Annotated in this window: 20 protein-coding genes; 15 read left to right on the forward strand and 5 right to left on the reverse strand. The window is 73.6% G+C overall.

All coding sequences use genetic code 11. From position 1 onward, the window contains the following. Positions 1-6: 6 nt before the first annotated feature. Genes F0L17_RS22450 through F0L17_RS22465 form a run of 4 tightly spaced genes read right to left on the reverse strand, consistent with a single transcriptional unit; the run spans position 7 to position 4,686 of the window. On the reverse strand, positions 7-1,116 hold the full coding sequence (locus F0L17_RS22450; RefSeq protein ID WP_162466567.1) for a DegT/DnrJ/EryC1/StrS family aminotransferase: 1,110 nt from the start codon (positions 1,114-1,116) through the stop codon (positions 7-9). Next, on the reverse strand, positions 1,113-2,246 hold the full coding sequence (locus tag F0L17_RS22455) for an NAD-dependent epimerase/dehydratase family protein (RefSeq protein ID WP_162466568.1): 1,134 nt from the start codon (positions 2,244-2,246) through the stop codon (positions 1,113-1,115). Before F0L17_RS22455 ends, F0L17_RS22450 begins: the two co-directional genes overlap by 4 nt. Next, positions 2,243-3,643 carry an NDP-hexose 2,3-dehydratase family protein gene (locus F0L17_RS22460; RefSeq protein WP_162466569.1) on the reverse strand — a complete coding sequence of 467 codons (1,401 nt, stop codon included), beginning with the start codon at positions 3,641-3,643 and terminating at the stop codon, positions 2,243-2,245. Before F0L17_RS22460 ends, F0L17_RS22455 begins: the two co-directional genes overlap by 4 nt. Next, positions 3,640-4,686 (reverse strand): glycosyltransferase, encoded by a 1,047-nt coding sequence (locus F0L17_RS22465; RefSeq protein WP_155072465.1) that lies wholly within the window; start codon positions 4,684-4,686, stop codon positions 3,640-3,642. Before F0L17_RS22465 ends, F0L17_RS22460 begins: the two co-directional genes overlap by 4 nt. A 629-nt stretch (positions 4,687-5,315) precedes the next feature. Here F0L17_RS22465 and F0L17_RS22470 point away from each other — a divergent pair. The 15 genes from F0L17_RS22470 (at position 5,316) to rfbB (ending at position 21,111) form a co-directional block, all read left to right on the forward strand. Beyond that, on the forward strand, positions 5,316-6,260 hold the full coding sequence (locus F0L17_RS22470) for an LLM class flavin-dependent oxidoreductase (RefSeq protein WP_338018179.1): 945 nt from the start codon (positions 5,316-5,318) through the stop codon (positions 6,258-6,260). Further along, the gene (gene mpaB / locus F0L17_RS22475; RefSeq protein WP_202917917.1) at positions 6,241-7,440 is read left to right on the forward strand and encodes a daptide biosynthesis RiPP recognition protein; all 1,200 of its coding nucleotides are present in this window, start codon (positions 6,241-6,243) and stop codon (positions 7,438-7,440) included. Before F0L17_RS22470 ends, mpaB begins: the two co-directional genes overlap by 20 nt. Next, on the forward strand, positions 7,437-8,267 hold the full coding sequence (gene mpaM, locus F0L17_RS22480) for a daptide-type RiPP biosynthesis methyltransferase (protein ID WP_155072467.1): 831 nt from the start codon (positions 7,437-7,439) through the stop codon (positions 8,265-8,267). The genes mpaB and mpaM overlap by 4 nt, the downstream gene beginning before the upstream one ends. After that, positions 8,264-9,571 carry a daptide-type RiPP biosynthesis aminotransferase gene (gene mpaD / locus F0L17_RS22485; protein ID WP_155072468.1) on the forward strand — a complete coding sequence of 436 codons (1,308 nt, stop codon included), beginning with the start codon at positions 8,264-8,266 and terminating at the stop codon, positions 9,569-9,571. The genes mpaM and mpaD overlap by 4 nt, the downstream gene beginning before the upstream one ends. Further along, positions 9,568-10,761, forward strand: coding sequence for a daptide-type RiPP biosynthesis dehydogenase (gene mpaC, locus F0L17_RS22490; protein WP_155072469.1), 1,194 nt, complete (start codon positions 9,568-9,570; stop codon positions 10,759-10,761). Before mpaD ends, mpaC begins: the two co-directional genes overlap by 4 nt. 86 nt (positions 10,762-10,847) lie before the next feature. Next, positions 10,848-11,027, forward strand: coding sequence for a daptide-type RiPP (locus F0L17_RS22495; RefSeq protein WP_155072470.1), 180 nt, complete (start codon positions 10,848-10,850; stop codon positions 11,025-11,027). A 101-nt stretch (positions 11,028-11,128) separates the two neighbouring features. After that, positions 11,129-11,314 (forward strand): daptide-type RiPP, encoded by a 186-nt coding sequence (locus tag F0L17_RS22500; protein ID WP_155072471.1) that lies wholly within the window; start codon positions 11,129-11,131, stop codon positions 11,312-11,314. Between the two features lie 220 nt (positions 11,315-11,534). Continuing rightward, positions 11,535-11,732 (forward strand): hypothetical protein, encoded by a 198-nt coding sequence (locus F0L17_RS22505; RefSeq protein ID WP_155072472.1) that lies wholly within the window; start codon positions 11,535-11,537, stop codon positions 11,730-11,732. Next, positions 11,729-12,463, forward strand: coding sequence for an ABC transporter ATP-binding protein (locus F0L17_RS22510; protein ID WP_155072473.1), 735 nt, complete (start codon positions 11,729-11,731; stop codon positions 12,461-12,463). The genes F0L17_RS22505 and F0L17_RS22510 overlap by 4 nt, the downstream gene beginning before the upstream one ends. Continuing rightward, the gene (locus tag F0L17_RS22515) at positions 12,456-13,199 is read left to right on the forward strand and encodes an ABC transporter permease (protein ID WP_155072474.1); all 744 of its coding nucleotides are present in this window, start codon (positions 12,456-12,458) and stop codon (positions 13,197-13,199) included. Before F0L17_RS22510 ends, F0L17_RS22515 begins: the two co-directional genes overlap by 8 nt. Continuing rightward, positions 13,196-14,893, forward strand: coding sequence for a daptide biosynthesis intramembrane metalloprotease (gene mpaP / locus F0L17_RS22520; RefSeq protein ID WP_238419534.1), 1,698 nt, complete (start codon positions 13,196-13,198; stop codon positions 14,891-14,893). The genes F0L17_RS22515 and mpaP overlap by 4 nt, the downstream gene beginning before the upstream one ends. Before the next feature lie 114 nt (positions 14,894-15,007). Continuing rightward, positions 15,008-17,587, forward strand: a complete 2,580-nt coding sequence (gene lanKC, locus F0L17_RS22525; RefSeq protein ID WP_155072475.1) for a class III lanthionine synthetase LanKC — start codon at positions 15,008-15,010, stop codon at positions 17,585-17,587. Beyond that, positions 17,584-18,882, forward strand: a complete 1,299-nt coding sequence (locus F0L17_RS22530) for a YcaO-like family protein (protein WP_155072476.1) — start codon at positions 17,584-17,586, stop codon at positions 18,880-18,882. Before lanKC ends, F0L17_RS22530 begins: the two co-directional genes overlap by 4 nt. A gap of 88 nt (positions 18,883-18,970) precedes the next feature. Next, entirely contained in the window at positions 18,971-20,038 is a 1,068-nt protein-coding gene (locus F0L17_RS22535; protein WP_155072477.1) for a glucose-1-phosphate thymidylyltransferase, read from the forward strand. After that, complete coding sequence (gene rfbB, locus F0L17_RS22540; protein WP_155072478.1) at positions 20,035-21,111, forward strand: dTDP-glucose 4,6-dehydratase; 1,077 nt, start codon at positions 20,035-20,037, stop codon at positions 21,109-21,111. The genes F0L17_RS22535 and rfbB overlap by 4 nt, the downstream gene beginning before the upstream one ends. Before the next feature lie 22 nt (positions 21,112-21,133). Here rfbB and F0L17_RS22545 read toward each other — a convergent pair whose 3' ends face one another. Next, positions 21,134-21,745, reverse strand: coding sequence for a response regulator transcription factor (locus tag F0L17_RS22545; RefSeq protein WP_155072479.1), 612 nt, complete (start codon positions 21,743-21,745; stop codon positions 21,134-21,136). Positions 21,746-21,892 lie beyond the last annotated feature (147 nt).

Consider the following 21,892-nt stretch of genomic DNA (forward strand, 5'->3'; position numbering starts at 1 on the left):
GCACCCTCACAGCTCCGCCAACACCGTGCGGAGGGCCGAGACGACCTCGTCCTGGACGTCGGGCGACAGCGACGGGTACATCGGCAGGGAGAAGATCTCCCGCGCCAGGGCCTCGGTGACCGGCAGGGACCCCTCGGCGTAGCCCAGGTGCGCGAAACCGGACATGGTGTGCACCGGCCAGGGATAGCTGACGTTCAACTCGATGCCGTGGTGCCGCAGGGCGGCCAGGATGTCGTCGCGCCGGGGGTGCCGCACCACGTACACGTAGTGGACGTGCTCGTTGCCGTCCGCCGTCCGCGGCAGCACCAGGGACGTGTCGCCCAGCGCCTCGGCGTAGCGGTCGGCGATCGCCCGGCGGCCTGCGGTGTACCGGTCCAGCCGGGTGAGCTTGCGTCGCAGGATCTCGGCCTGCACCTCGTCCAGGCGGCTGTTGTGGCCCGGCGTCTCGACGACGTAGTAGCGGTCCTCCATGCCGTAGTACCGCAGCCGTCGCAGCCGCCGGTCCACCTCCTCGTCACGGGTGATGACGGCTCCGCCGTCCCCGTAGGCGCCGAGCACCTTGGTGGGGTAGAAGGAGAAGGCGGCCGCGTCGCCCATGGTCCCGGCGAGCCGGCCGTGGTGGCGGGCGCCGTGGGCCTGGGCGCAGTCCTCCAGGACCACCAGCCCGTGCCGCTCGGCGATCTCGCGCAGCGGCGCCATGTCGACGCACTGGCCGTACAGGTGGACCGGCAGCAGGGCCTTGGTGCGGGGGGTGACGGCCGCCTCGACCAGGTCGGTGTCCATCAGGTACGTGTCCTCGCGGACGTCCACGAAGACGGGGACCGCGCCGATCGCGTCGATGGCGACCACCGTGGGCGCCGCGGTGTTGGACACCGTGATCACCTCGTCGCCCGCTTCGACGCCCAGCGCCTGGAGGGCCAGCTTGACCGCGTTGGTGCCGTTGTCGACCCCCACGCAGCACTCGACACCGTGGTAGGCGGCGAACTCCCGCTCGAAGCCGCGCACGCTCTCGCCGAGGATCAGCCGGCCGGACTCGAAGACCGTCTCCACGGCGTCGAGGATGTCCTCGCGTTCCTGGTGGTACTCCGCGCGGTAGTCCCAGACACGGGTGGTCACAGTTGGCTCCTCTCGTCGTACGCGTTCCCGTACGATCCGTCCGCCGCGGCCGGCGCGGCGGTTCCGTCCGCCGCGGCCAACGCGGCAGTTCCGTCCGCCGCGGCCAACGCGGCAGTTCCGTCCGCCGCGGCCAACGCGACGGTTCCGTCCGCCGCGGCCAACGCGGCCACGGTCTCCTCCAACGCGGCCCGCGGCTGTGCCAGGGGCCGCCAGCCGGTGGCGGCGCGGAACGCCGACGGGTCCGCCGTCACACCGCGCAGGTCCGCCCCGACGGCGGAGTCGGGCGGGTCGACGGTGACCACCGGCACCGGGGGGCGGCCGGTGCGGGCACCGACGAGCGCGGCGATCGTGCGGAACAGCTCGCCGACGGGCACACCGTGACCGGTGCCCACCGTCCAGGCCCGGCCGGCGAGTTCGGGGGCGTGGTCCAGCGCGGCCACGAAGGCGCGCGCCGCGTCCCGGACGTACAGCAGGTCCCGCCGCACCGAGCCGTCGTGCCACAGGGGCAGCGGCTCGCCCGCGAGCGCCCGGCGGGCCATGGCCGTGACCACGCCCCGGTCCTCGCGGCCGGGAGCCGTCGGCGGACCGAAGACGGTGGGCAGCCGCAGTGTCGTCCCGCACAGCGCGCCGCGTGCCGACGCGGTGTGCAACAGCTCCTCGGCGGCGAGCTTCTGCCGCTGGTAGGCGTTGGCCGGGGCGGACGCGTCGGAGGCCGCGCCGCCGTCGGTGCCCACGGTGCCGGCGAAGACGACCACCGGAGGCGGCCCGTCGCCCCGCGCGGCCCCCAGGATGTCGACCAGGTCGCGCATGACGGTGACGTTCACCCGCTCGGCGGTCCGGTCGCCCTCCGGCACCCGCCAGCTTCCGCTCGGCGCGCGGTGCGCCAGGAGGTGGATCACCGCGTCGGAGCCGGCCACCGCGTCGGCCAGGGCCGCGCGGTCGGTGACGTCGGCCGGTCGGACCTCCAGCTCGGCCGGTCCCGGGCCGGGCACGGCGACCGGCCGGCGGACGACGGCACGCAGCCGGACGGGGCGCCGGGCCAACAGGGCGGTCACGGCGGAACCGATGAAGCCGGCGGCCCCGAGCACGGTGACCAGCGGACGCGGGGCACGCTCCGCGGGGCGGCTCACGAGGGCACCCCGTCCGGTTCCCGCGCCGCCACGGCCAGGGAACGCAGGCACGCCAGCAGGCTGCGGGCCTCCATGCTGACGTAGTGGCTGTGGCGCAGCAGGTCGGAGAACTGGCGCAGCGTCAACCAGCGGAAGTCGGGGGGCTCGGGCAGGTGCGGGGTCTCCACGACCAGGTGGCGGGTGCGCGCGTGGTAGAAGCGCCCGCCCTCCTCCGACAGCACCGTGTCGAAGCGGACGTCCGCCGGGTCGGCCCCCAGCACGTCGTCCAGGAAGGCGGGACGGGCGGCGGGCGGCAGGACGTCGTAGTTCTCCGGCACGCACTGCACGGTCGGCGCCAGCTCGGCGACGTCCGCGTACCCGGGCTCGGCGCGCACCTGCGCCAGAACGTGCAGCACTCCTGCCACCCGGGTGACGAGGAAGGCCACGATCCCGGTGCCGTGCGGGGCGAGCATCGGCTGGCTCCAGCCGTTCACCTCGCGGCCGGAGGCCTCCACCCGCACCCCGATGACGCTGAAGAACCGCCCGCTGTCGTGGCTGACGCCCTCCTCGTCGTACCGCCACCGCGCCAGTTCGTCGAGCCGTCGGGGCCGCACCTCCAGCTCCGTCCGCACCCGGGCGTCGGTGATCCAGCTCAGCACGGCCTCGGTGGGGTGCAGGGCGGGCGGATCGCCGCGGCCGGAGCGGACCACCGAGGCGGCGAAGTCGTCCGGTCCGGCGGTCGCGGCCGGCCCGGCCGCGACCGCCGGACCGGACGGCAGGCAGGCCAGGACCGACCGGGTGTCCATGTTGACCAGGTCCTCCACGGCCAACAGGCCGTGCAGCTCGGTCAGGGTCAGCCACAGGAAGCCCTCCCGGACCTCGACCTCCTCGGTGACCTCCACGACCATGTTGCGGTTCCTCTTGCGGAGGAACCACGCGCCCTGTTCCGACTGGCGGACGTCGGCCACCACGCGCCGACGCGGGGAGGCGGGGGAGACGGGGGAGGCGCCGGCGAAGTACTCCAGGTACGGCACCGGCGAACCACCGTGCACCCGGCGGTAGTTGCTCGCCGTCGCCTGCACCGTGGGCGAGAGCTGGATGCCGTTGCGGTTGCCCGGCTCGGCCTTGAGCTGGACCAGGCAGTGCGGCACTCCGCCGAAGTCCTTGACCAGCAGCCCCAGGAGACCGATCTCGGGCTGGTTGATGATCGGCTGCTCCCAGTGCGGCACGGGGTGCCCCGGGCGCCGCACCCCCACGCCCTCCACGGAGAAGAACCCGCCGCTGCGGTGCCGGATCGAGCCGGTCGCGGGATCCTCGTGCCAGCCGTCCAGACCGGCGAGGGGAACCCGCTCGGTCCGCGTGTACACGCGGCCCCGCGCCTCCCTCAGCAGACGGTCGAGTTCCGAAGGGAGCCTCACCGCAGCACGCTCCCCTCCGGCAGGACCTCCTCGAAGAACGCCTGCTGGTGGCGCATGGTCCGGCGGAAGTACGCGCTGTAGCGCTCGGCGTGCGCGGCGGACATCGTGCCCAGCACCATGGCCAGCGCGTGGTGACCGTCCCGGGGTTCGATGATCAGGTTGTGCCAGACGGGGCGGACCGCCCGTACGTGCCGGCGCACCGCCCGCTCCAGGGCCGCGCGGCCCCCCTGCCAGCCGCGCGGGTAGACCAGTTCCCCGCGGTCCGCCAGCGACCCGTACCACTCCAGCAGGTCCCGGGTCGCCGCCTCGTACCCGGCCTCGAAGTGGCGCGGGTGGGTCAGGGCGCGGTAGGCGGCGCGGGCGCCGCGCGCGTCGGGGAAGCGCGCGATCTCGTGCTCGTACGCGCACGGCAGCCGGTGCTGCCGGGTGCTCGGGTCCTCCAGCATGCTGACGGAGACGTCCAGGAGGGTGGTGCAGCGGGCGCCCGTGTCCGTCAGCCGCACCCACAGGTCCCAGTCCTCGAGCCCGATGGGGGACTCCGTCCAGCCGCCGACCCGTTCGGCCAGCTCCACCCGGTGCGCCGCGCAACTGTTCTCGAACAGCGGGTTCATCAACTGGAGTTCGGGGTGCCAGCACATGGTCAGCGGGTCCGCGACGGAGACGACCTCGCCCGCCGCGGTCACCTTGCGCGCCCGGGTGGCCGCGAACGAGGCGCCCTCGTCGAACACCTCGGCCAGCAGGGCGAGGTGGTGGGGATCCCACCGGTCGTCGTGGTCGAGGTAGGCGACGACCTCGCCCGACACCTCCTTGAGCGCCAGGTTCGTCGGCCCGGCCTGGAACCCGAAGCGCGGGGTGCGCAGCAGGCGGACCCGGCCGTCCCGCGCCGCGACCTCGGCCACCACCTCGTCCGTGTCGTCGTCACTGCCGTCGGAGGCCACGATCAGCTCCCAGTCCTCCACCGTCTGGGCCCGGACGGATTCCAGGGTGGAGAGAATCGCCGGACCGCGGTTGTAGGTCGGGCAGATGACGGAGAAACGGGGCATCGGCAATTCCTCTCGTGCGGCCGGTGGGTTCGTGAATTCTCCTGGCCGGGACAACCTTTCCGGGCCGAGGGAGTTCGCCCGCGCACAGTCGTGGCAGCGTGATGGAGAGTCGAGCCGATGCGCCCGCCGCGCACCGGACGCGGTGCCGCGGACGCACGGAACCGGGATGCCCCCGTTCGACGCCGCCGTTCGACACCGCCGTCCAACGCCGCCGTACCGGCCCACCGATGAGCCCCCCGGGGCCGAGCCGCCCCACCACGGGGCGCCCGCGAACAGGGTGAACGAAGCGCTGACCAGTGTCAACCGGCTCCGTCCCAGGGCGGGGACAACCGGTCGGGGCGCCGTTTTCCCCGTCTCGGGACGGGGGCGGACAACTGTTCTCGGGACGGGAGCGGAACCTGAGGCACCGTGACTAGATTGACGATCGCGCTCGGCGCCGGGGAGGACTGCCGGGTGAGTGCGGTTCACGGTTCCGTCCGAGAACGGCGACGCTTCGAGCGTCGATGATCCGGCCGTGGAAATGTTGTACGGGTGCGTCCTGGGTATTCCACGGACGCGCACGTTTTCGGGGGAGTTGGCGCGTGAAGTATTCGGTGCTCATACCGTTTCTGCCGAGAAGGCCGGAACAGGTGTTGCCGTACGCCGCTCTGGTCGAGTGGACGCACGCCGAACGACTGTGGCAGGGCCAGGCCATGATGGTCGAGCCCTTCCAGGGGTTCGCCGCCGCCGCCGGAGCGGGATTCCGCGTCCCCACCGGACTGGGCGTCACCCTGATGCCGTTGCGGCACCCCTTCGAGGCCGCCCAACAGGCGCGCTCGCTGGCCATGGCGACGGGCCGGCCGGTACTGGCGGGCTTCGGTCCCGGCGGGAAGTCCTTCCAACGGAGTCTGCTGGGTTTCCCCTACGCCAGTCCGCTGACGGCGTCCCGCGAGTACCTCACGATCGTGCGCGGGCTGCTGACGGGCGGGACCGTGCGGCACGAGGGCGAGTACTTCTCCTGCCACGGAGCCCTCCCGCCGGCGTCGGCGCCACCGGTGCGCGTGGGCCTCGGAGTGCTGCGGGCGGGCATGGCACGGCTCGCCGGCGAGGTCGCCGACGCCGCCGTCACCTGGCTCACCCCCGCGAAGCACCTGCGGGAGACGGTGCTTCCCGCGCTGCGGGAGGGCGCGGCGGCGGCCGGCCGGCCGGTGCCCCACCTGACGGCGATGGTGCCGGTCGCGCTGCGCCGCTCCGGGCACGGGCCCGCCGAGGTGGCCCTCGCGAGCAACGCGGCGCACCTGGCGGCCCCCCACTACGTGGACATGCTCGGCAAGGCGGGCATCGAGGTCGTGGCCGACGATCCCGTGCTGAGCGCCGAGCGGCTGGTGGAGGGCGGCGGCTTCCTCCACGGCGACATGGACGAACTCCTCGGCCGGTTCGCGGAGTTCCGCGCCGCCGGGGTGGACGAACTGGTCCTCAACCTGACCGGTGTGTACAACCTGCACGGCCCGAAGGTGGCGATGTCCAACCTCAAGGCGATCCTGGCGGCCGTCGCCGACGCGGAGGGAGCAGCCGGTGAAGACAGCGGCCGGTGACGGCACGGCACGTGACGGGACAGTCGGTGACGAGGAGGACGGGAAGATGGAACAGGGCCGTATGAGCCGGGCGAAGCGGCATCTGGCGTCCTGGGGGACGGGCCGGACGCGCCCCGGCGGCGGACGGCGCGAGCAGCGGAACGTCCACACCGTCGTGCTGGAGAACGCCGACCACCTCGGCCCCCTGCTCGCCTCCGGGCTCGTCGACGCCGACAGCGCGGTGTTCGTCCCGCAGACGGTGGACGGCGCGGTGGACGGCGCGGTGGACGGCGCAGAGCCGGACGCGCCCGCCGGGGGAGGGGCGACCCCCCTCGTCCTGGAGTACGAGGGCTCCCTGGCCGAACCCGGCGACGAACTCTCCGTCGGCGACTCCTTCTTCCTGCAGGTCCAGGACTACGGCACCAGCGAGTACATGTCGGTGATCGGCCCGACCCTGGTGAGGATCACCGAGGAGACCGACCTCCAGGCGTACCTGGCCGACGCCGACCGGGCCCGGGAGAAGGGCGAGTTCGCGACCTTCGCCACCGACCCGGCCGTACGGCTGGCCGACGTGTCCGCCCTGGGCGCCGGACCCGACGGCGACGGCCCGCGCACCCGGCTGTACGTGGCCGCGGACGGCCGGATCTCCGTCTCCCCCGGCGGGCGCCGGCTGGGCGAGGTCGCCGACGGCCTCGACCTCGACGCGCTGGAGGCCGAGTGGGAGCGGCTCAACGCCGACTCCCCCCACCCGTGCGCCGTCTGCCTGGCCGAGGCCGTGCCCGAGCGGGCCCGCCTGGCCGCCCTCGCCGAACGGCCCTGGTCGGGCCGGTACCTGGCCGCCCTGGACGCCGTGCGCGAACTGCGGTCCCGCGGCGTCGCGGGCCTGAGGGTCTCCGGCTTCGGCGGACGGCTGGCGCCGGCCCTCGCCGAACGGGACGCCGACGGAACCGCCGCCGACGCGGCCGGTGTCCGGGTGCCCCTGCTGCTGTGGACGGAGGAGGCGGCCTATGTGCACGTCCCCGACGGCGGCAGGTTCTTCCAGGTCGGCATCGAGGCGGCCAAGGTGATCGAGGCCCTCCTGGTCTGCGGCTCCGCGCGGGAGGCGGCCGCCTACGCGGACCGCGCGGTGCTCGACAAGGTCGCGACCTCCTTCGGGAGTGCGGGCGTGCGGCTGGTGGAGCCGGCGGGGGCGGAGCGATGACGGCGCGGACCGTCGACGGTGCGCCGCGCGCCGTCCCCGGGGAGGCCGGCAGGACACTGGCCCGGCTCGGCGACCGGGTGGTGCTGTGCGACGTGTACGGCGAGTTCGGCGCGCCCGTCTACGACGACCTGTGCCGCCACGACACCTTCGAGGTGCGCGAGCTGGTCACCCTGGTCCGCCGCACCCGTGGACCGGTCCTGGAACTCGCCGCCGGTTCCGGCCGGCTGACGATGCCGCTGCTCGCCGCGGGCAGGGAGGTCACCGCGCTGGAGCTGTCCGCCCCCATGCTGGAGCTGCTGGCCGCGCGGTTGGCCGAGGCGCCCGCGCGGCTGCGGGAGCGCTGCACACCGGTGCGGGCGGACATGAGCGACTTCTGTCTGGGCCGCACGTTCGGATCGGTCGTCCTGGGCACCACCTCCGTGTCGCTGCTGGACGAGGACGGCCGGGCCGGGCTCTACCGCTCGGTGCGCGCCCACCTGGCGCCCGGCGGGACCTTCCTGCTGTCGACCGTCGACATGGCCTCTGGCGCGGACACCCCCACGGAGACCCGGATCGACGGCGTGGGCGCCGGCGGACGGGCCTACCACCTGCACGAGTTCTGGGACCCGGCGGCCGGCACGCGCACCGTCACCATCCTCCCCGCCGACCCCGGCGGCCCGGACGAGGGGCCGGTGTACGCCGCGGTCTCCACCGTCGCCGTGCTGCCCGCCCGGCGGCTGACGGACGAACTGTCCGAGGCCGGCTTCCGGGTACGGGACCGGCACGTGCTCCCGACCACCGGCGGGCGGCACGAGGACGTACTGCTGGAAGCGGAGGTGGCGCGATGAGCACGCGACAGGCGCTGTGGCCCTCCCTGCTGCCGCCCGAACTCCAGGGCGACGACAGCCTGTGCGCGGTCTCGGCCGAGGGCGTCAGGGTCCGGTTCGCCGACGGGCGCGAACTGCTCTGCGGCACCAGCGGACTGTGGAACTGCAACCTCGGCTACGGCAATCCCGCGATCGCCGACGCCGTCGCCACCGCCCTGCGGGAGGCGTCCTACCTCACGCTCTTCCGCTACGAGAGCGCCTGCGCACGGCAGGCCGCCGACGCCCTGGTCGACCTGTGCGGCGCCGAGCACTACGGACGGGTCCTCTTCTCCACCTCCGGCGGGGCCGCCAACGACCTGGTCATGAAGGTGGCACGGCTGTACCACGCGCTGCGCGGCGAGCCCCGGCGCAAGGTGGTCGTGGGGCTGCGCGGCGGCTACCACGGGCTGACCTTCGGCAGCTTCGCCCTCACCGGCGAGGACCTGGGCCAGCCGGTGTACGGGGTGGACCAGCGACTGGTACGGCACGTCACCCCGAACGACACCGCCGAACTGGCCACGCTGCTGGGGCGGCAGGCCGACCGGATCGCGGCGGTCGTCGTCGAACCCGTCCTCGGCTCCGGCGCGATCCCGCTGGAGGCCGAGTACGTCGCCGAACTGCTGCGCCTGCGGGAGGAACACGGCTTCCTGCTGGTCGCGGACGAGGTGGCCACGGGCTTCGGCCGCACCGGTTCGCTCTTCGCCTCCCAGCGCTGGCCCGAACCCCCCGATCTGCTGGTGGCCTCCAAGGGGCTGACCAACGGCACGATGGCGGCGGCGACGGTCGTCGTCTCCCGAGGGGTGGCGGCGGCGTTCGACGGCCCCGGCACGGTGCTCACCCACGGCGAGACCCAGGCGGGCGCCCCCGCGACCTGCGCGGCGATCCTGGCCACCATCGAGGAGATGCGCAGGCTGGACGCCGTGGCGCTGGGGCGGAACCTGGCCGAGCGGCTCGACCGGGAACTGGAGTCGCTGGTCGCCGAGCGTCCCGAGGTGACGGGGACCACCGGCGTCGGGTGCTTCCGGGCCGTCCGGCTGGCGGGCCCCGACGGGGCGCCACTGCCCCACGCCGAGGTGCCGAAGGTGGTCGCCGCGATCAGGGAGGCGGGCGCCATCGTGCACCCGGGCCCGCACTGCGTCCAGCTCTTCCCCGCCCTGACCTACACCGAGGCCGACCTGGCGGAGCTGATGGAACGGGTGCGCGCCGGCCTCGCCGCCCACGCCGCCGGCCTCGCCGCCCGCGCCGCCGCCCCCGACCGGCCCGTCCCCTCCGGAGCGCGCGGATGAGCCTGGCGTGGCACTGCCCGACCCGGACGCTGTTCGGGTGCGACGGGCTCGACGACTGGCTCGCCACCCGTCCCGAGCGGAACGTGGCGGTACTGGCGGACGCCCGGGTCGCGGACGGCGCGTTGACGGCACGGCTGCGGTCCCGGCTCCGGGAGGGCGGTCGCCGGGTCGAGTCGGTCGTCCGCAGCGGGCCGGGGAACCTGGAGGACGTGCTGGCGCTGGCGGACCGGCTGGCCGAGGCGGAGCTGGTGGTCGGCGTCGGCGGGGGCGCCCTGCTGGACCAGGCCAAACTGGCCGTCGTCCTGCGCGACCCGGCCCAGCGCGCCCGGGTCGCGCTGCCGCAGCGGGGCGGGCTGGTCATGCTCCCCGCCGCGGCCGGGCACGACGTTCCGCTGGTCGCCGTGCCCACCACGGTCGGCACCGGGGCCGAGCTGAGCGGAGCCGCCTGCCTGGCGACCCCCCAGGGCAGACGGCTGGTCCTGGGCGAGGGGCTCCACCCGGACGTCGCCGTCATCGACCCGTTGGCCACGGCCACGCTGCCGGACGAACTCCTGGCCGAGGGCGTGCTGGAGGCGTTGTTCCGACTGGTCAGCCTGTACATCGGCGACCACCACGACCTGCCCACGGAGGACGCCCTGACCGAGGTCCTGGTCCGGCGGCTGGCCGAACTGGGCCACCGGGTGCGCGACGACCGGCTGGCCGGCCGTCCCCCCGGCGACGGGCTCCGCCTGGAGATCGCCAAGCTCAGCGGCCTCAGCCACCTGGGCTGGACCAACGTGGGCCGCAACCGGTTCGGCGCCAAGGGCTGGTACCTGGCCAACGAGCTCTCCTGGGAGCTGGGCGTGCGCAAGATGACCGCCGTGGCCGCCCTGCTGCCCCCGCTGTGGCGGGCCGCGGCGGAGGGGGACGAACGGTGGGGGTCGGCACGCCGGCTCGACCGGATCTGGCGGACCCTGCGGGCGACGGACCCCGACGCCCTGCCCGACGACCCGGTCGCCGGTGTCACCGCGCTGCTCGACACCTGGCTGGTGCGGCGGCGGATCGCCGTCGGCGAGGAGGCGCTGGCCGCCACGGTCCGGCGCACGATGCGCGCCTGGGGCGCGGGGCTGCCGATGCTCGGCGACCTGGGGGCCGCCGACGTGCGCCGGGTCCTGGCCGCGGCCGTCGAACCGGAGCCGGTCGCCTGTTGACCGGCCCACCACAGACTTCCGGCTCCCGACCCCATCGGGCGGCCGGAGGACCACAAGCGGATCACCCCTTGGAAGGAGGGAACGCAATGCAGGGAACCATCGACGCGGGCTTCGGCCCGGAGCTCGAGCTCGACATGCAGGAGCTGGAGGCCATGGAGGCCCCCGGCTGGGCGACCTGGGCCGGGTTCGGTACCGGCACCGTCGTCACCAGCGCGATCGGCTACGCGAGCGTGTACGTCGCCGTCAGCGGTGCCGCCATCACCTGAGCCGGTGCTCCGGCTCGGAGGCGCCCAGGCCGCACGCACCGCGGCCCGGGCGCCGGCCCGGCGGAACCGCCCCTACGACCGCAGCGGAAGGAGGAGAAGAGATGCAGACGATCGTCGAGTCCTCGGCGGCCCTGGCCAAGCAGGATAACTCCGTTCCCGCCCTGGAGCTGGGGATGCAGGAGCTGGAGGCCATGGAGGCCCCCGGTTTCTACACCGGCTTCAAGGACGGCCTGACCTTCAGCCTGGCCGTCAGCACGCTCAGCGTCGGCGCGATCGCCGTCACCTGAGCCCCTCGGGCCCGGGGGTCGGGAGGGCCGCCTCGGCGGTCCTCCCGGCACCCCACCGCCCCGGTGTTCCCGGCGTCCGTCGCGGGAACACCGTGACGACGCCCGGGCCCGGACCGGGAGAATCCCTCCGGGCCCGGGCGGAACCCGGCCGGCGACAGCGGCGAACCGCTCGGACCGGACCCTCCCCCCACGACACGTACCTCGGAAAACGGAGAATCACATGCCGGACTCCACAGCCGGAAAGCCGTCGAACAAGTCGATCGCGATGCTCCTCGCGCTCATCGCGATGGTCCTGATGCCCGTCGGCGCCATGCTCGACGGGGCGGCGCAGTGGATCCTGCTGGGCCTGGGCGTGGGCGTGCTGTTCCTGTGCGCCCACCAGATCCACCTCAACAACCGTGCCGCGGGGCAGCGTTGAGCACCGCAGCGGTAGCCGCCTTCCACGGCGTCACCAAACGCTTCGGCGAGGTCACCGCGGTGGAGGACGTCTCCTTCGAGGTGCGGCCGGGCCGCATCGTGGGGCTCCTCGGCCGCAACGGCGCGGGCAAGACCACCACCTTGCGGATGCTCCTGGGCCTCGCGCGGCCCAGCGTGGGCACGGCCACCGTCTTCGGGGAGCCCTACGACGAACTGCCGGACGCCGCGCACCGGATCGGCGTCAGCATGGACGGCATCGCCCCGATACCCGGCACCACCGGCCGCCGCGACCTGCGGATCTGGGCCAGGATGCTGGGCCTGCCGGCGAAGCGGGTCGACGAGGTGCTGGAACAGGTGGGGATCGCCGACAGCGCGAACCGGAAGATCGGCGGCTACTCGACCGGCATGCGTCAGCGCCACGCGCTGGCCGCCGCCCTGCTGGCCGACCCCGAACTGCTGGTCCTCGACGAGCCGGCCAACGGCCTCGACCCGGAGGGCATCCGCTGGCTGCGCACCTTCCTGCGCTCCCTCGCCGACGAGGGCCGCACCATCCTGCTCTCCAGCCACCTGTTGGCGGAGGTCGAGCAGACCGTGGACGACGTGGTGATCCTGCAGCGCACGCTGCGCTACAGCGGCCCCATCGAGGACCTGGTGTCCGGGGACCGCGGCAGTTTGGAGGACCGCTTCTTCGAACTGGCCGGCTCGTCGACGGGAGGAGGCGACGATGCGTGACCTGTTGGGCGCCGAGTGGCTCAAGGCCTGGAGCGGACGCACCTGGTGGATCATGGCCGCGGTCGCCGTGTTCATGGGCCTGCTGGGCAGCAGCGGCGCCACCGCGACCGCGGACCATCAGCTCGCCGAGGGAATGACCGACAACGCGGCGGCCACCGCCGAGGTGATCCGGTCCTGGTTCTCCGTCCTGCTGGCCTCCCTGCTGTTCGGCGGTGTCTTCGTGAGCCGCGAGTACGGAACCGGCGCCGTCAACCGGTCGGTGCTGCTCAGCGGGGGACGGACCCGGCTGCTGCTGGCCAAGACGATCGTGGGTACGGCCATGGGCGTGCTGTTCGCGCTGCTCGCCGTGCTCCTCGCGCCCCTGTCCCTGTGGGCGTTCTTCGGCATGTTCGGCCTGGAGGCCGAGTGGACCCGGGAGGCGACCCTCACCCTGGTGGGCGTCTTCGCCGTGATCGTGCTGGCCGCGCCCTGGGGCGTGCTGCTCGGCTGGGTCATCCGCCACCAGGCCGCCACGGTGGCCACGCTGCTGGTGGTGACGCTCTTCGTGGACGAGACGCTGTTCGCCCTGCTGCCCGAGGTGGGCAGGTTCACCATGCAGATCTCCATGGGCTCGGTGTACCGGGACGGCAAGGAGGAGGCGCTCTCCATCCCGTGGGCGCTCCTGGTGATCACCGGCTGGCTGGCGCTGGCGGGCTACGCGGCCCGCAGACGGCTCGTCACCCGGGACGTCACATGAGCCCGACCAAGCCCCTCGTACTCCGGGGACGTCGCGGCCGGGACGGTGGCTCCGCGCCGGCCGCGACGCCCGCCGACACCGAGTACGTCCTGCGCCCCCGGCTCGCGCCGCACGTCGTGGTGCACGAGCCCGCCGAGGCCGGCACCCCGTGGATCGTCCAGGCCGGCCAGAAGTACCTCCGGGTCGGGGCGGACATGGGCCGCCTGTTGGAGGCCCTGGACGGCGAGCGGGACCACGAGGGCCTGGCGCGGCGGCTGGGAGCGCCGTGGACGGCCTCCGACGTCGAGAAGGCCGTGGCGCAGCTCCAGCGGACGCGCCTGCTGGACGACGGGAGCGAGCACCGCCCCAAGGGCACCTGGTTCAAGTACGTGCCCCCCATGACGCTGCAGTTCACCGTCCTCAAGCCGCAGTGGCTGCTGGACCGGATGATGCCGCTGATCGGACGGTTGGCCACCCCAGCCGGGGCCGTGGCGGCCGCCGTCCTGGCCCTGGGCGGAGTGATCGCCCTGGCGCTGCAGACCCCCGCGCTGGCGCGGTCGCTGGGCGAGCCGCTGCCCATCGCCATCCTGTTCGCGGTCACGGCCGCGACGTTCGCCACCACCGGACTGCACGAGCTGGGCCACGGGGCGGCCCTGGCCTACTACGGCGGACGTCCCAGCCGCATGGGCTTCATGCTGTTCTACATGACGCCCGCCTTCTTCTGCGACGTGTCGGACGGCTGGCGGCTCCCGCGCAGGGAACAGCGCACCCGCATCGCGTTGGCGGGCATCGTCGTCCAACTCGTCGTCGGCGGGACCGCCGCCGTCTCCGCGCTGGTCGTCGGCCGCGCCGGCGGGGCGTCGACGCTGTACGACGCCATGGTGGTGTTCGCCGTCTCGACCTACGTCTCCGGCGTGCTCAACCTGGTGCCGTTCGTGAAGTTCGACGGCTACCTGGCCCTGATGAGCCACCTGGACATCTCCCACCTGCGGGACCGGGCGATGACCGACGCGCGGCGCGCCGTCGCCAGGGTCCTGTTCGGCGGCACCTACGCCCGCGAGCTCCCCCGGCTGCCCTGGGCCGTCCCGTTCGGGCTGGTCTGCATGGTCTTCCCGCTCTACCTGGTGGGCGTCGCCGCCACCCTGTGGGCGGACATCCTCCAGAGCCTGGGCGTGCTGGGCACGGTGCTGGTGGTCGCGGCCGTCTGCTACCTGCTGTACCGCCTCGGCCTCGGCGCCCGGCGGCTGCTGGAGGAGGCCCGGCGGGCCGGGGCGCGACCCTGGCGCACGGGCGTGGTCTCGGTCCTGATCGCCGCCGCCGTGATCGCCCTGACGGCGTTCGTCAAGGTGCCGTACACCGTCGTCGGCGGTTTCGTGCGGGACGGCGACCGGATCGAGCTGGTGCTGGCCGAGACCAGCGACGTGGACGTGATCGGGAAGGGCACGGAGGTCCGCCTCCAGCGGCGCGGCGTCGTGCTGCGCACCGATGTCGGCACCGGGGTCGTCACCGACGGCACCCCGCGGAGCGGGACCGCGCCGCTGTCGGCGTTCCTGCCGGTCCGGGAGGTCGACGACCTGCCGATGCCGGTGGTGAGTTTCCCGCTGCGCGCGGAGGAGGCCCCGTCCGAGAACTACGGAATGGCCTACGTGGAGGTCGGCAGCCGTCCGGTGGGGGAGTGGTTGTTCCTCACCTACGTGGCGCCCACCTGGCGCTGACCCGGCGTCCCGCACCGGCGGCGGCGCCACCACACGACACACGAGCACCAGCACACCGCACCGGCACGCGGTCGCCGTGACACGGCACACGAACCAGGGGGTTGGGTAGACACCATGGACGTAGGAAAGCACCTGCGGTTCTGTCCGCCGGGCAGCCCGTTCTTCGACATGCCCGCCCGGGTGAACCCCGACGAGGGCGCCTTCCGGCAGGTCCACGAGGACCTGCCGCCGGGCTGGACGCGCGGGCAGGACACCGAGTGGGTGGGGGTCAACCCGCCCGACCTCGTCCTGCCGGAGCAGGGCTGGAAGATCCACGTCTCCGCCACCCCCGAGAACGCGCAGCGCGTCCTCGACATCACCTGGAAGTACTGCGTCGCCGACGGCGTCGCCTTCAAGTTCCTCCGCGGCCTGCCCGTCCTGGAACACCGCAACGGCAAGTACGGGGACCGCAGCGCCAGCGGCAAGTTCATCACCGTCTACCCGCTGGACGAGAAGCACCTGGAGAGGATCCTCGGCGAGCTGGGCGACCTCCTGGACGGCGAGGAGGGCCCCTACATCCTCAGCGACCTGCGGTGGCGCTCCGGCCCGCTGTACGTGCGGTACGGCGGGTTCGTCCTGCGCACCGCGCGGACCCCCTCCGGCGAGACGGTGCACTGCATCACCGACCCGCAGGGCCGCCTGGTCCCCGACCACCGGGGTCCGGGCTTCAGACCGCCGCAGTGGGTGACGATCCCCGCGTGCCTGGAGGAGGCGGTGGCCGCGCGCAACGCGGGCACCCTGGAGGACTTCCCCTACCGGGTCACCGGCGCCCTGCACTTCTCCAACGGCGGCGGCATCTACCGCGGCACGGACACCCGCACGGGCGAGGAGGTCCTGCTGCGGGAGGCCCGCCCGTTCGCCGGCCTGGTGGAGGGTCGAGACGCCCTGTACCGCCAGCGCAGGGAGTACGAGGCGCTGCGGCGGCTGGCCGGACTGGACTGCGTCCCGCGCCTGATCGACTTCCGCAAGGGGCGCGAGCACTACTTCCTGGTGCGGGAGTACGTCCGCGGGGAACCGCTGGCCAAGGAGATGCTGCGCCGCAACCCGCTGGTGCGCGGCAGCCGGTCCGCCGAGGAGTACGCCGAGTACGCCGCGTGGGCCACGACCGTCCTGGACCACGTCGAGCGCGGTGTGGCGGCCATGCACGAGCGGGGCGTCGTCTTCGGCGACCTGCACCCCTCCAACATCCTCGTCCGCCCCGACGGCACCGTCGGCTTCATCGACTTCGAGACGGCCGGACCGCCCCGGGAGGCGACCCACCAGGCCATGGGCGCGGCCGGGTTCACCGCGCCGGAGGGCTGCACCGGAGAGGACATCGACCGCAACGCCCTGGGCTGCCTGCGGCTGGCGGTCTTCATCCCCCTGACCTCCCTGCTGCCCTGGGGGCCGCGGAAGGCCGCCGATCTGATCGACGCCGTCACCGCGCGCTTCCCGGTCCCGGCCGACTACGCCGACCGGGTGCTGGCCGACCTGTGGAGCCCGCCTACCCCGGCCGGGGCCGGCGCGGCACCGTCCGGGTCCGGCGACCGGCGCGCGGGCGACCCGGACGCCTGGCCCGCCCTGCGCGCCGCGATCGGCGAGGGCATCCTCGCCTGCGCCACCCCGGAGCGGGAGGACCGCCTCTTCCCCGGCGATCCGGAACAGTTCTTCATCCCCGAGGGCGGCGTGAGCCTCGCCCACGGGGCGGCCGGGGTGCTGTGGTCCCTGGCGGAGGCCGGTGTGCCGGTGCCCGAGGAACACGCCGACTGGCTCGTCGCGGCCACCGACCGGCTGGACGGGCCCGGTCCGGGCTGCTACGACGGGCTGTGCGGCGTGGCCCTGGCCCTGGACCGACTGGGCCGGACGGAGACGGCCCTGGAGTACCTCTCCCGGATCGACGACGCCGCCCTGGAGGGGGCCGACGACTCGCTGCTGACCGGAGTGCCCGGTATCGGACTCACCCTGCTCCACCTGGCCCGGCGCACCGGCGACCGCGGGCTGCTGGACCGGGCCCTGCGGACCGCGTGCATCGTCACCGACCGGGCCGCCGGGCCGGACTCGCCGCGGGAGGGGGCGCCGTCGCGCTTCGGACTGCTGCGCGGCCCGGCCGGCGGCGCGCTGTTGCTGCTGCGGCTGTACGAGGAGACGGGGGACACCGCGCTCCTGGAGCACGCCGAGACCGCGCTGCGCACCGACCTCGCCCGTCTGGGATGGGTCCCCGACGCCCCGCTGCCCGAGGACGCGCCCGGTCGGACACCGCTGCTCGGCATGGGATGCGCCGGTACCGGGATGGTGCTGCACGACCTGCTCCGCCACCGCCCGGACCCGGAGCTGGCGCGGGCCCGGGACACCGTCCGGGACCTGGCGGGACACCACTTCATCGCCCAGGGCGGGCTGTTCCACGGGCGCGCGGGCACGGTGCTGGCGCTGGGACACCTGGGAGCGGCCGACGGCGAGGGGGAGGAGCACGCCCGACGGCTGCGCCGGCACGCCGAGGACTTCGCGCTCCAGACCGTGCGGTACGAGGACCGGCCGGCCTTCCTCGGCCACGAGTCCCTGCGGATATCGGCCGACCTCGCCGGCGGCGGGGCGGGAGTCCTGCTGGCCCTGCGCGCCGCGCACGGGGAAGAGGGCGTCGGGCTGCCGTTCTTCGGGGGGAACGGAGCCGGCGCGTGATCGACTTCCTGGCCACCCTCCGACCGGACAACGGCCTGGCCGAACTGTTCGAGGTCCGGCCGCCGTCCCCGCCCGTCGACCTGATGTGGCGGGTCGTCGTCCGCATGGCCGCCGGGCGGCATGCCGACCGGCGCCCCGGTGAAGCCCTCACCCCGCGGGTGGTCGGGGCGTACGGGCACTCGCGCACCGACACCCTGGCCCGCGGCGTCGGTGAGGCCGTCGAGCGGTACGCCCTCTTCCCCGAGGGGGGCGCGCCGCCCGGCGCGGTCCGCGGCACCCTGCGCGAACTCGGCTCCCGCGCCCTGCCCTTCCACCGCCCCGACGTGGCACTGGGCGATCCCGACGCGGTCGACGAACCCCTGACCTGGTACCCCGCCCGCCGCTTGAGGGACGACGGCGAGGTGCTGGTCCCGGCCCCGCTGGTGGACTACCCCGACCACTCGGCGGAGGCCGGCGCCTTCGACCCCAGCCCCTCGGGAGCGGCCTCGGGACAGGGGGCGGAGATGGCGCTGCGCTCGGCGCTGCTGGAGACGGTGGAGCGCGACGCGTTCACCGTCGCCTGGGAGCGGCGGCTGCGGCTGCCCCGGGTGAGGGTGGACCTCGACGCCGCCGGTGACGTGCCGGGCGGGAAGGAGAACGCCCGACGGCGGAGCCTGCGGGCGCTGTGGCGCAAGGCCGAACAGGCCGGTCTGGTGCCCCTCGTCGCCGACCTGCCCACCGGGCTGCCCGGCATCACGTGCTCCGTGGGGGTGGTCCTGGACGAGAAACGCCCCGCCCCCCTGGCGACCGTGGGGTGCAATGCCACCGACGACCCGTGGTGGAGCATGTTGGGGGCCCTTCAGGAGGCCCTCCAGATCCGCTCGGTCGTGGTGAACTCCTGGGACGACCGGGAGCGCGGCCGGGCCCCGGCGGTCATCGCCAACGACGACGACAGGCTGCGGTACGTGGCCTCCGAGGACGGCCACCGGTGCGTCTCCGAGTGGGTCGAGGGGTTCACCGGGACCCGCGAGCCCCGTCCCCGTGTCCAGGTCCCGACGGAGGAGATCGTCCGGTACCTCGTCGAGGACGGTGCCGACCCGGTCGCCGTCGACCTCACCCACCGACTGCCCGCCCCGCTGCGGGAGATGGGCTGGGCCGCGATGAAGGTGATCACGGTGGGCTACCAGCCGCTCAGGCTGGTGGAGGACCACCCCTTCACCTGGAACGCCCACCGGCTGCGGACGGCACAGGCCCGCACCGGCTGCCCGGCCGGACCCGCCTCGCGGTGTCCGAGCCGACCCCACCCACTGCCGTGAACACCGACGGCACCCCCCTCGGCACGACCCTCCGCACGGCCGTTCCCCACCCCGGGGGCCGGGAATCCGGAGCGGGAGGAGGCACTGTATGAAGGCCCTGGTCCTGGCGGGCGGCAGCGGCACGCGGTTGCGCCCCATCACCCACACCTCCGCGAAGCAGCTCGTCCCGGTCGCCAACAAACCGGTCCTCTACTACGGACTGGAGTCCATCGCCGCGGCCGGGATCACCGAGGTCGGCGTCATCGTCGGCGCCACCGCGCCCGAGATCCGCGCCGCGGTCGGGGACGGGTCCCGGTTCGGTCTGCGCGTCACCTACATCCCCCAGGAGGCGCCGCTGGGCCTCGCGCACGCCGTACTGATCGCGCGCGACTGGCTCGGTGACGACGACTTCGTGATGTACCTGGGCGACAACTTCATCATCGGCGGCATCACCCCGCTCGTCGAGGAGTTCCGGAGCCGGCGCCCCGACGCCCGCATCCTCCTCACCCGGGTGAGCGACCCGACCGCGTTCGGCGTGGTGGAACTGGACGCCGACGGGCGGGTGGTGGCCCTGGAGGAGAAGCCGCGGTACCCCAAGAGCGATCTGGCGCTGGTCGGCGTCTACCTGTTCACCCCCGCGGTGCACGCCGCGGTCCGCGCCATCACCCCCTCCGCCCGTGGCGAGCTGGAGATCACCGACGCGCTGCAGTGGCTCGTCGACTCCGGGCACGACGTCCGCTGCACCCGGATCACCGGGTACTGGAAGGACACCGGCAACGTCGCCGACATGCTGGAGGTCAACCGCTCGGTGCTGGAGACCGCCGAGACCCGGGTGGAGGGCACCGTGGACGCGGAGTCGGAGCTGGTCGGCCCGGTCGTGGTCGGGCCGGGGGCGCGGATCGTCCGTTCTCGTATCATGGGGCCGGCGGCGATCGGCGCCGGTGCCACCGTCGTCGGTTCCGTCATCGGCCCGTACACCTCCATCGCCGAGGACTGCCGCGTCGTGGACAGCGAGATCGAGTACTCGATCGTCCTCCAGGGCGCCCGCATCGACGGGGTCGGACGGATCGAGGCGTCGCTCATCGGCCGTGAGGCCACCGTCACGCCCGCTCCGGCCACCCCCGCCGCGCACCGGCTCCTCCTCGGCGACCACAGCAAGGTCCAGATCCGCGCATGACCACCCAGTCCGACCGGCCCGACCGGTCCAGCCGCCCCACGAGGATCCTGGTCACGGGTGGGGCCGGCTTCATCGGCTCCACCTACGTCCGCGGCCTGCTCGCCCCGAACCGCGCCGACGTCACCGTCACGGTGCTGGACAAGCTGACCTACGCGGGCACGCTGCGGAACCTCGCCGCCGTGCGGGACGACCCGCGCCTGACCTTCGTCCACGGCGACATCTGCGACGCCGCCGTGGTGGACGGTCTGCTGGCCGGGCACGACCAGGTGGTGCACTTCGCGGCCGAGTCCCACGTGGACCGCTCCATAGCGGGCGGAACCGACTTCGTGCGGACCAACGCGCTCGGTACGCAGGTGCTCCTCGACGCCGCGGTGCGGCACGGCGTCGGCCCCTTCGTGCACGTCTCGACCGACGAGGTGTACGGCTCCATCGCGGAAGGATCCTGGGACGAGGAGCAGCCCCTGGCGCCCAACTCCCCCTACTCCGCCTCCAAGGCCTCCGCGGACCTGCTGGCCCGGGCCTACCACCGCACGTACGGCCTGGACGTGCGCGTCACCCGCTGCTCCAACAACTACGGGCCGCACCAGCACCCCGAGAAGCTCATCCCCCGCTTCGTGACCCGGCTGCTCGACGGGTTGGACGTGCCGCTGTACGGCGACGGGCGCAACGTCCGGGACTGGTTGCACGTGGAGGACCACTGCCGGGCCGTGGAACTGGTCCGCACCCGGGGCCGTCCGGGCCGCACCTACAACATCGGGGGCGGCACCGAACTCACCAACCGGGAACTGACCGGACTCCTCCTGGAGGCCTGTGGGGCCGGGTGGGAACGGGTGAGGCGGGTGGCCGACCGCAAGGGCCACGACCTGCGCTACTCCGTCGACTGGACCCGGGCCCGGGAGGAGCTCGGCTACCGCCCCCGTGAGGACTTCGCCCGCGGGCTGGCCGAGACCGTCGCCTGGTACCGCGACCACCGCGACTGGTGGGAGGAGGCGCGCGGGGCCGCCCGGACGGAGGAGGGGAGCGGCGCGCCCGGTGGGGCCGCGACGCCCTCCTCCTCCGGGTGGAACCGGTGACGGGGACCCGCGCCGTGCGGAGTCAGGCCACGGGACGCAACGGCACGGAACCGCGCTTGTGCAGGACGACCGCCAGGTGCGCCCGGTCCCGGCATTCGAGTTTCCGCAGGGCGTTGGAGACGTGGAACTTCACCGTGCTGACCCCGATGCAGAGTCGCATGGCTATTTCATTGTTGGAATATCCTTCGGCCACCAACAGGACGACGTCCTTTTCCCGCTGGGTCAGTCTGGCCTCGTCGAGTATTGACGCCCCCGGTGAAACCGGAGAAATATCCCGCGGCCCGCACAACACCATCAACGCCAGTTCCGGAGAAACCCACCCCCGTCCACCGAGTACCTCCCGCACGGCGGTGACGAACTCGTGGTCCGGGTCGTCCCGTCCCACCACTCCCGCGACCCGGTGCCGGAACGGTGAGTGCCAGAAAGGGTCGTCGACGCCGTCGACCAGGGCGATCGGTCGCGTTTCCGACACATTTCCCAGCGCCTCGACCTCGGCGACGACCACGTCCGCGGGCGCGGGTCCCTCCGGGACACTCGCCGGTGAATCGACCACTTCCCATTCCGTCGAACTCAGTACCCCCATGATTCTTCGGCGGATCGAAGGCGTGTTGATGACGAGTGCGACCCGTGTCATTTTTCCCCGATGTGCTCTGGTCTAGCAGGTTCCGTCCGCGGTGTGATCGGGGTTATTCGCCCCGACAATCCCCTCACCGCAGCGGATTCTTCAAGACGTTAACCTACACCTATGGGCTTGGGAAGCCGTGCGCAGTTTCGATCGTGA

It is taken from the genome of Streptomyces taklimakanensis, from assembly GCF_009709575.1.
In the GTDB taxonomy this organism is placed as follows: Bacteria; Actinomycetota; Actinomycetes; order Streptomycetales; family Streptomycetaceae; genus Streptomyces; species Streptomyces taklimakanensis.

Excerpts from the sequence above, each read along its gene's own strand:
- mpaM (WP_155072467.1), top strand. The coding sequence starts at position 7,437 with ATGACGGCGCGGACCGTCGACGGTGCGCCGCGCGCCGTCCCCGGGGAG.
- F0L17_RS22515 (WP_155072474.1), top strand. The coding sequence starts at position 12,456 with ATGCGTGACCTGTTGGGCGCCGAGTGGCTCAAGGCCTGGAGCGGACGC.
- lanKC (WP_155072475.1), top strand. The coding sequence starts at position 15,008 with ATGGACGTAGGAAAGCACCTGCGGTTCTGTCCGCCGGGCAGCCCGTTC.
- F0L17_RS22505 (WP_155072472.1), top strand. The coding sequence starts at position 11,535 with ATGCCGGACTCCACAGCCGGAAAGCCGTCGAACAAGTCGATCGCGATG.
- mpaD (WP_155072468.1), top strand. The coding sequence starts at position 8,264 with ATGAGCACGCGACAGGCGCTGTGGCCCTCCCTGCTGCCGCCCGAACTC.
- mpaP (WP_238419534.1), top strand. The coding sequence starts at position 13,196 with ATGAGCCCGACCAAGCCCCTCGTACTCCGGGGACGTCGCGGCCGGGAC.
- F0L17_RS22500 (WP_155072471.1), top strand. The coding sequence starts at position 11,129 with ATGCAGACGATCGTCGAGTCCTCGGCGGCCCTGGCCAAGCAGGATAAC.
- rfbB (WP_155072478.1), top strand. The coding sequence starts at position 20,035 with ATGACCACCCAGTCCGACCGGCCCGACCGGTCCAGCCGCCCCACGAGG.
- mpaC (WP_155072469.1), top strand. The coding sequence starts at position 9,568 with ATGAGCCTGGCGTGGCACTGCCCGACCCGGACGCTGTTCGGGTGCGAC.
- F0L17_RS22465 (WP_155072465.1), bottom strand. The coding sequence starts at position 4,686 with ATGCCCCGTTTCTCCGTCATCTGCCCGACCTACAACCGCGGTCCGGCG.
- F0L17_RS22495 (WP_155072470.1), top strand. The coding sequence starts at position 10,848 with ATGCAGGGAACCATCGACGCGGGCTTCGGCCCGGAGCTCGAGCTCGAC.
- F0L17_RS22545 (WP_155072479.1), bottom strand. The coding sequence starts at position 21,745 with ATGACACGGGTCGCACTCGTCATCAACACGCCTTCGATCCGCCGAAGA.
- F0L17_RS22535 (WP_155072477.1), top strand. The coding sequence starts at position 18,971 with ATGAAGGCCCTGGTCCTGGCGGGCGGCAGCGGCACGCGGTTGCGCCCC.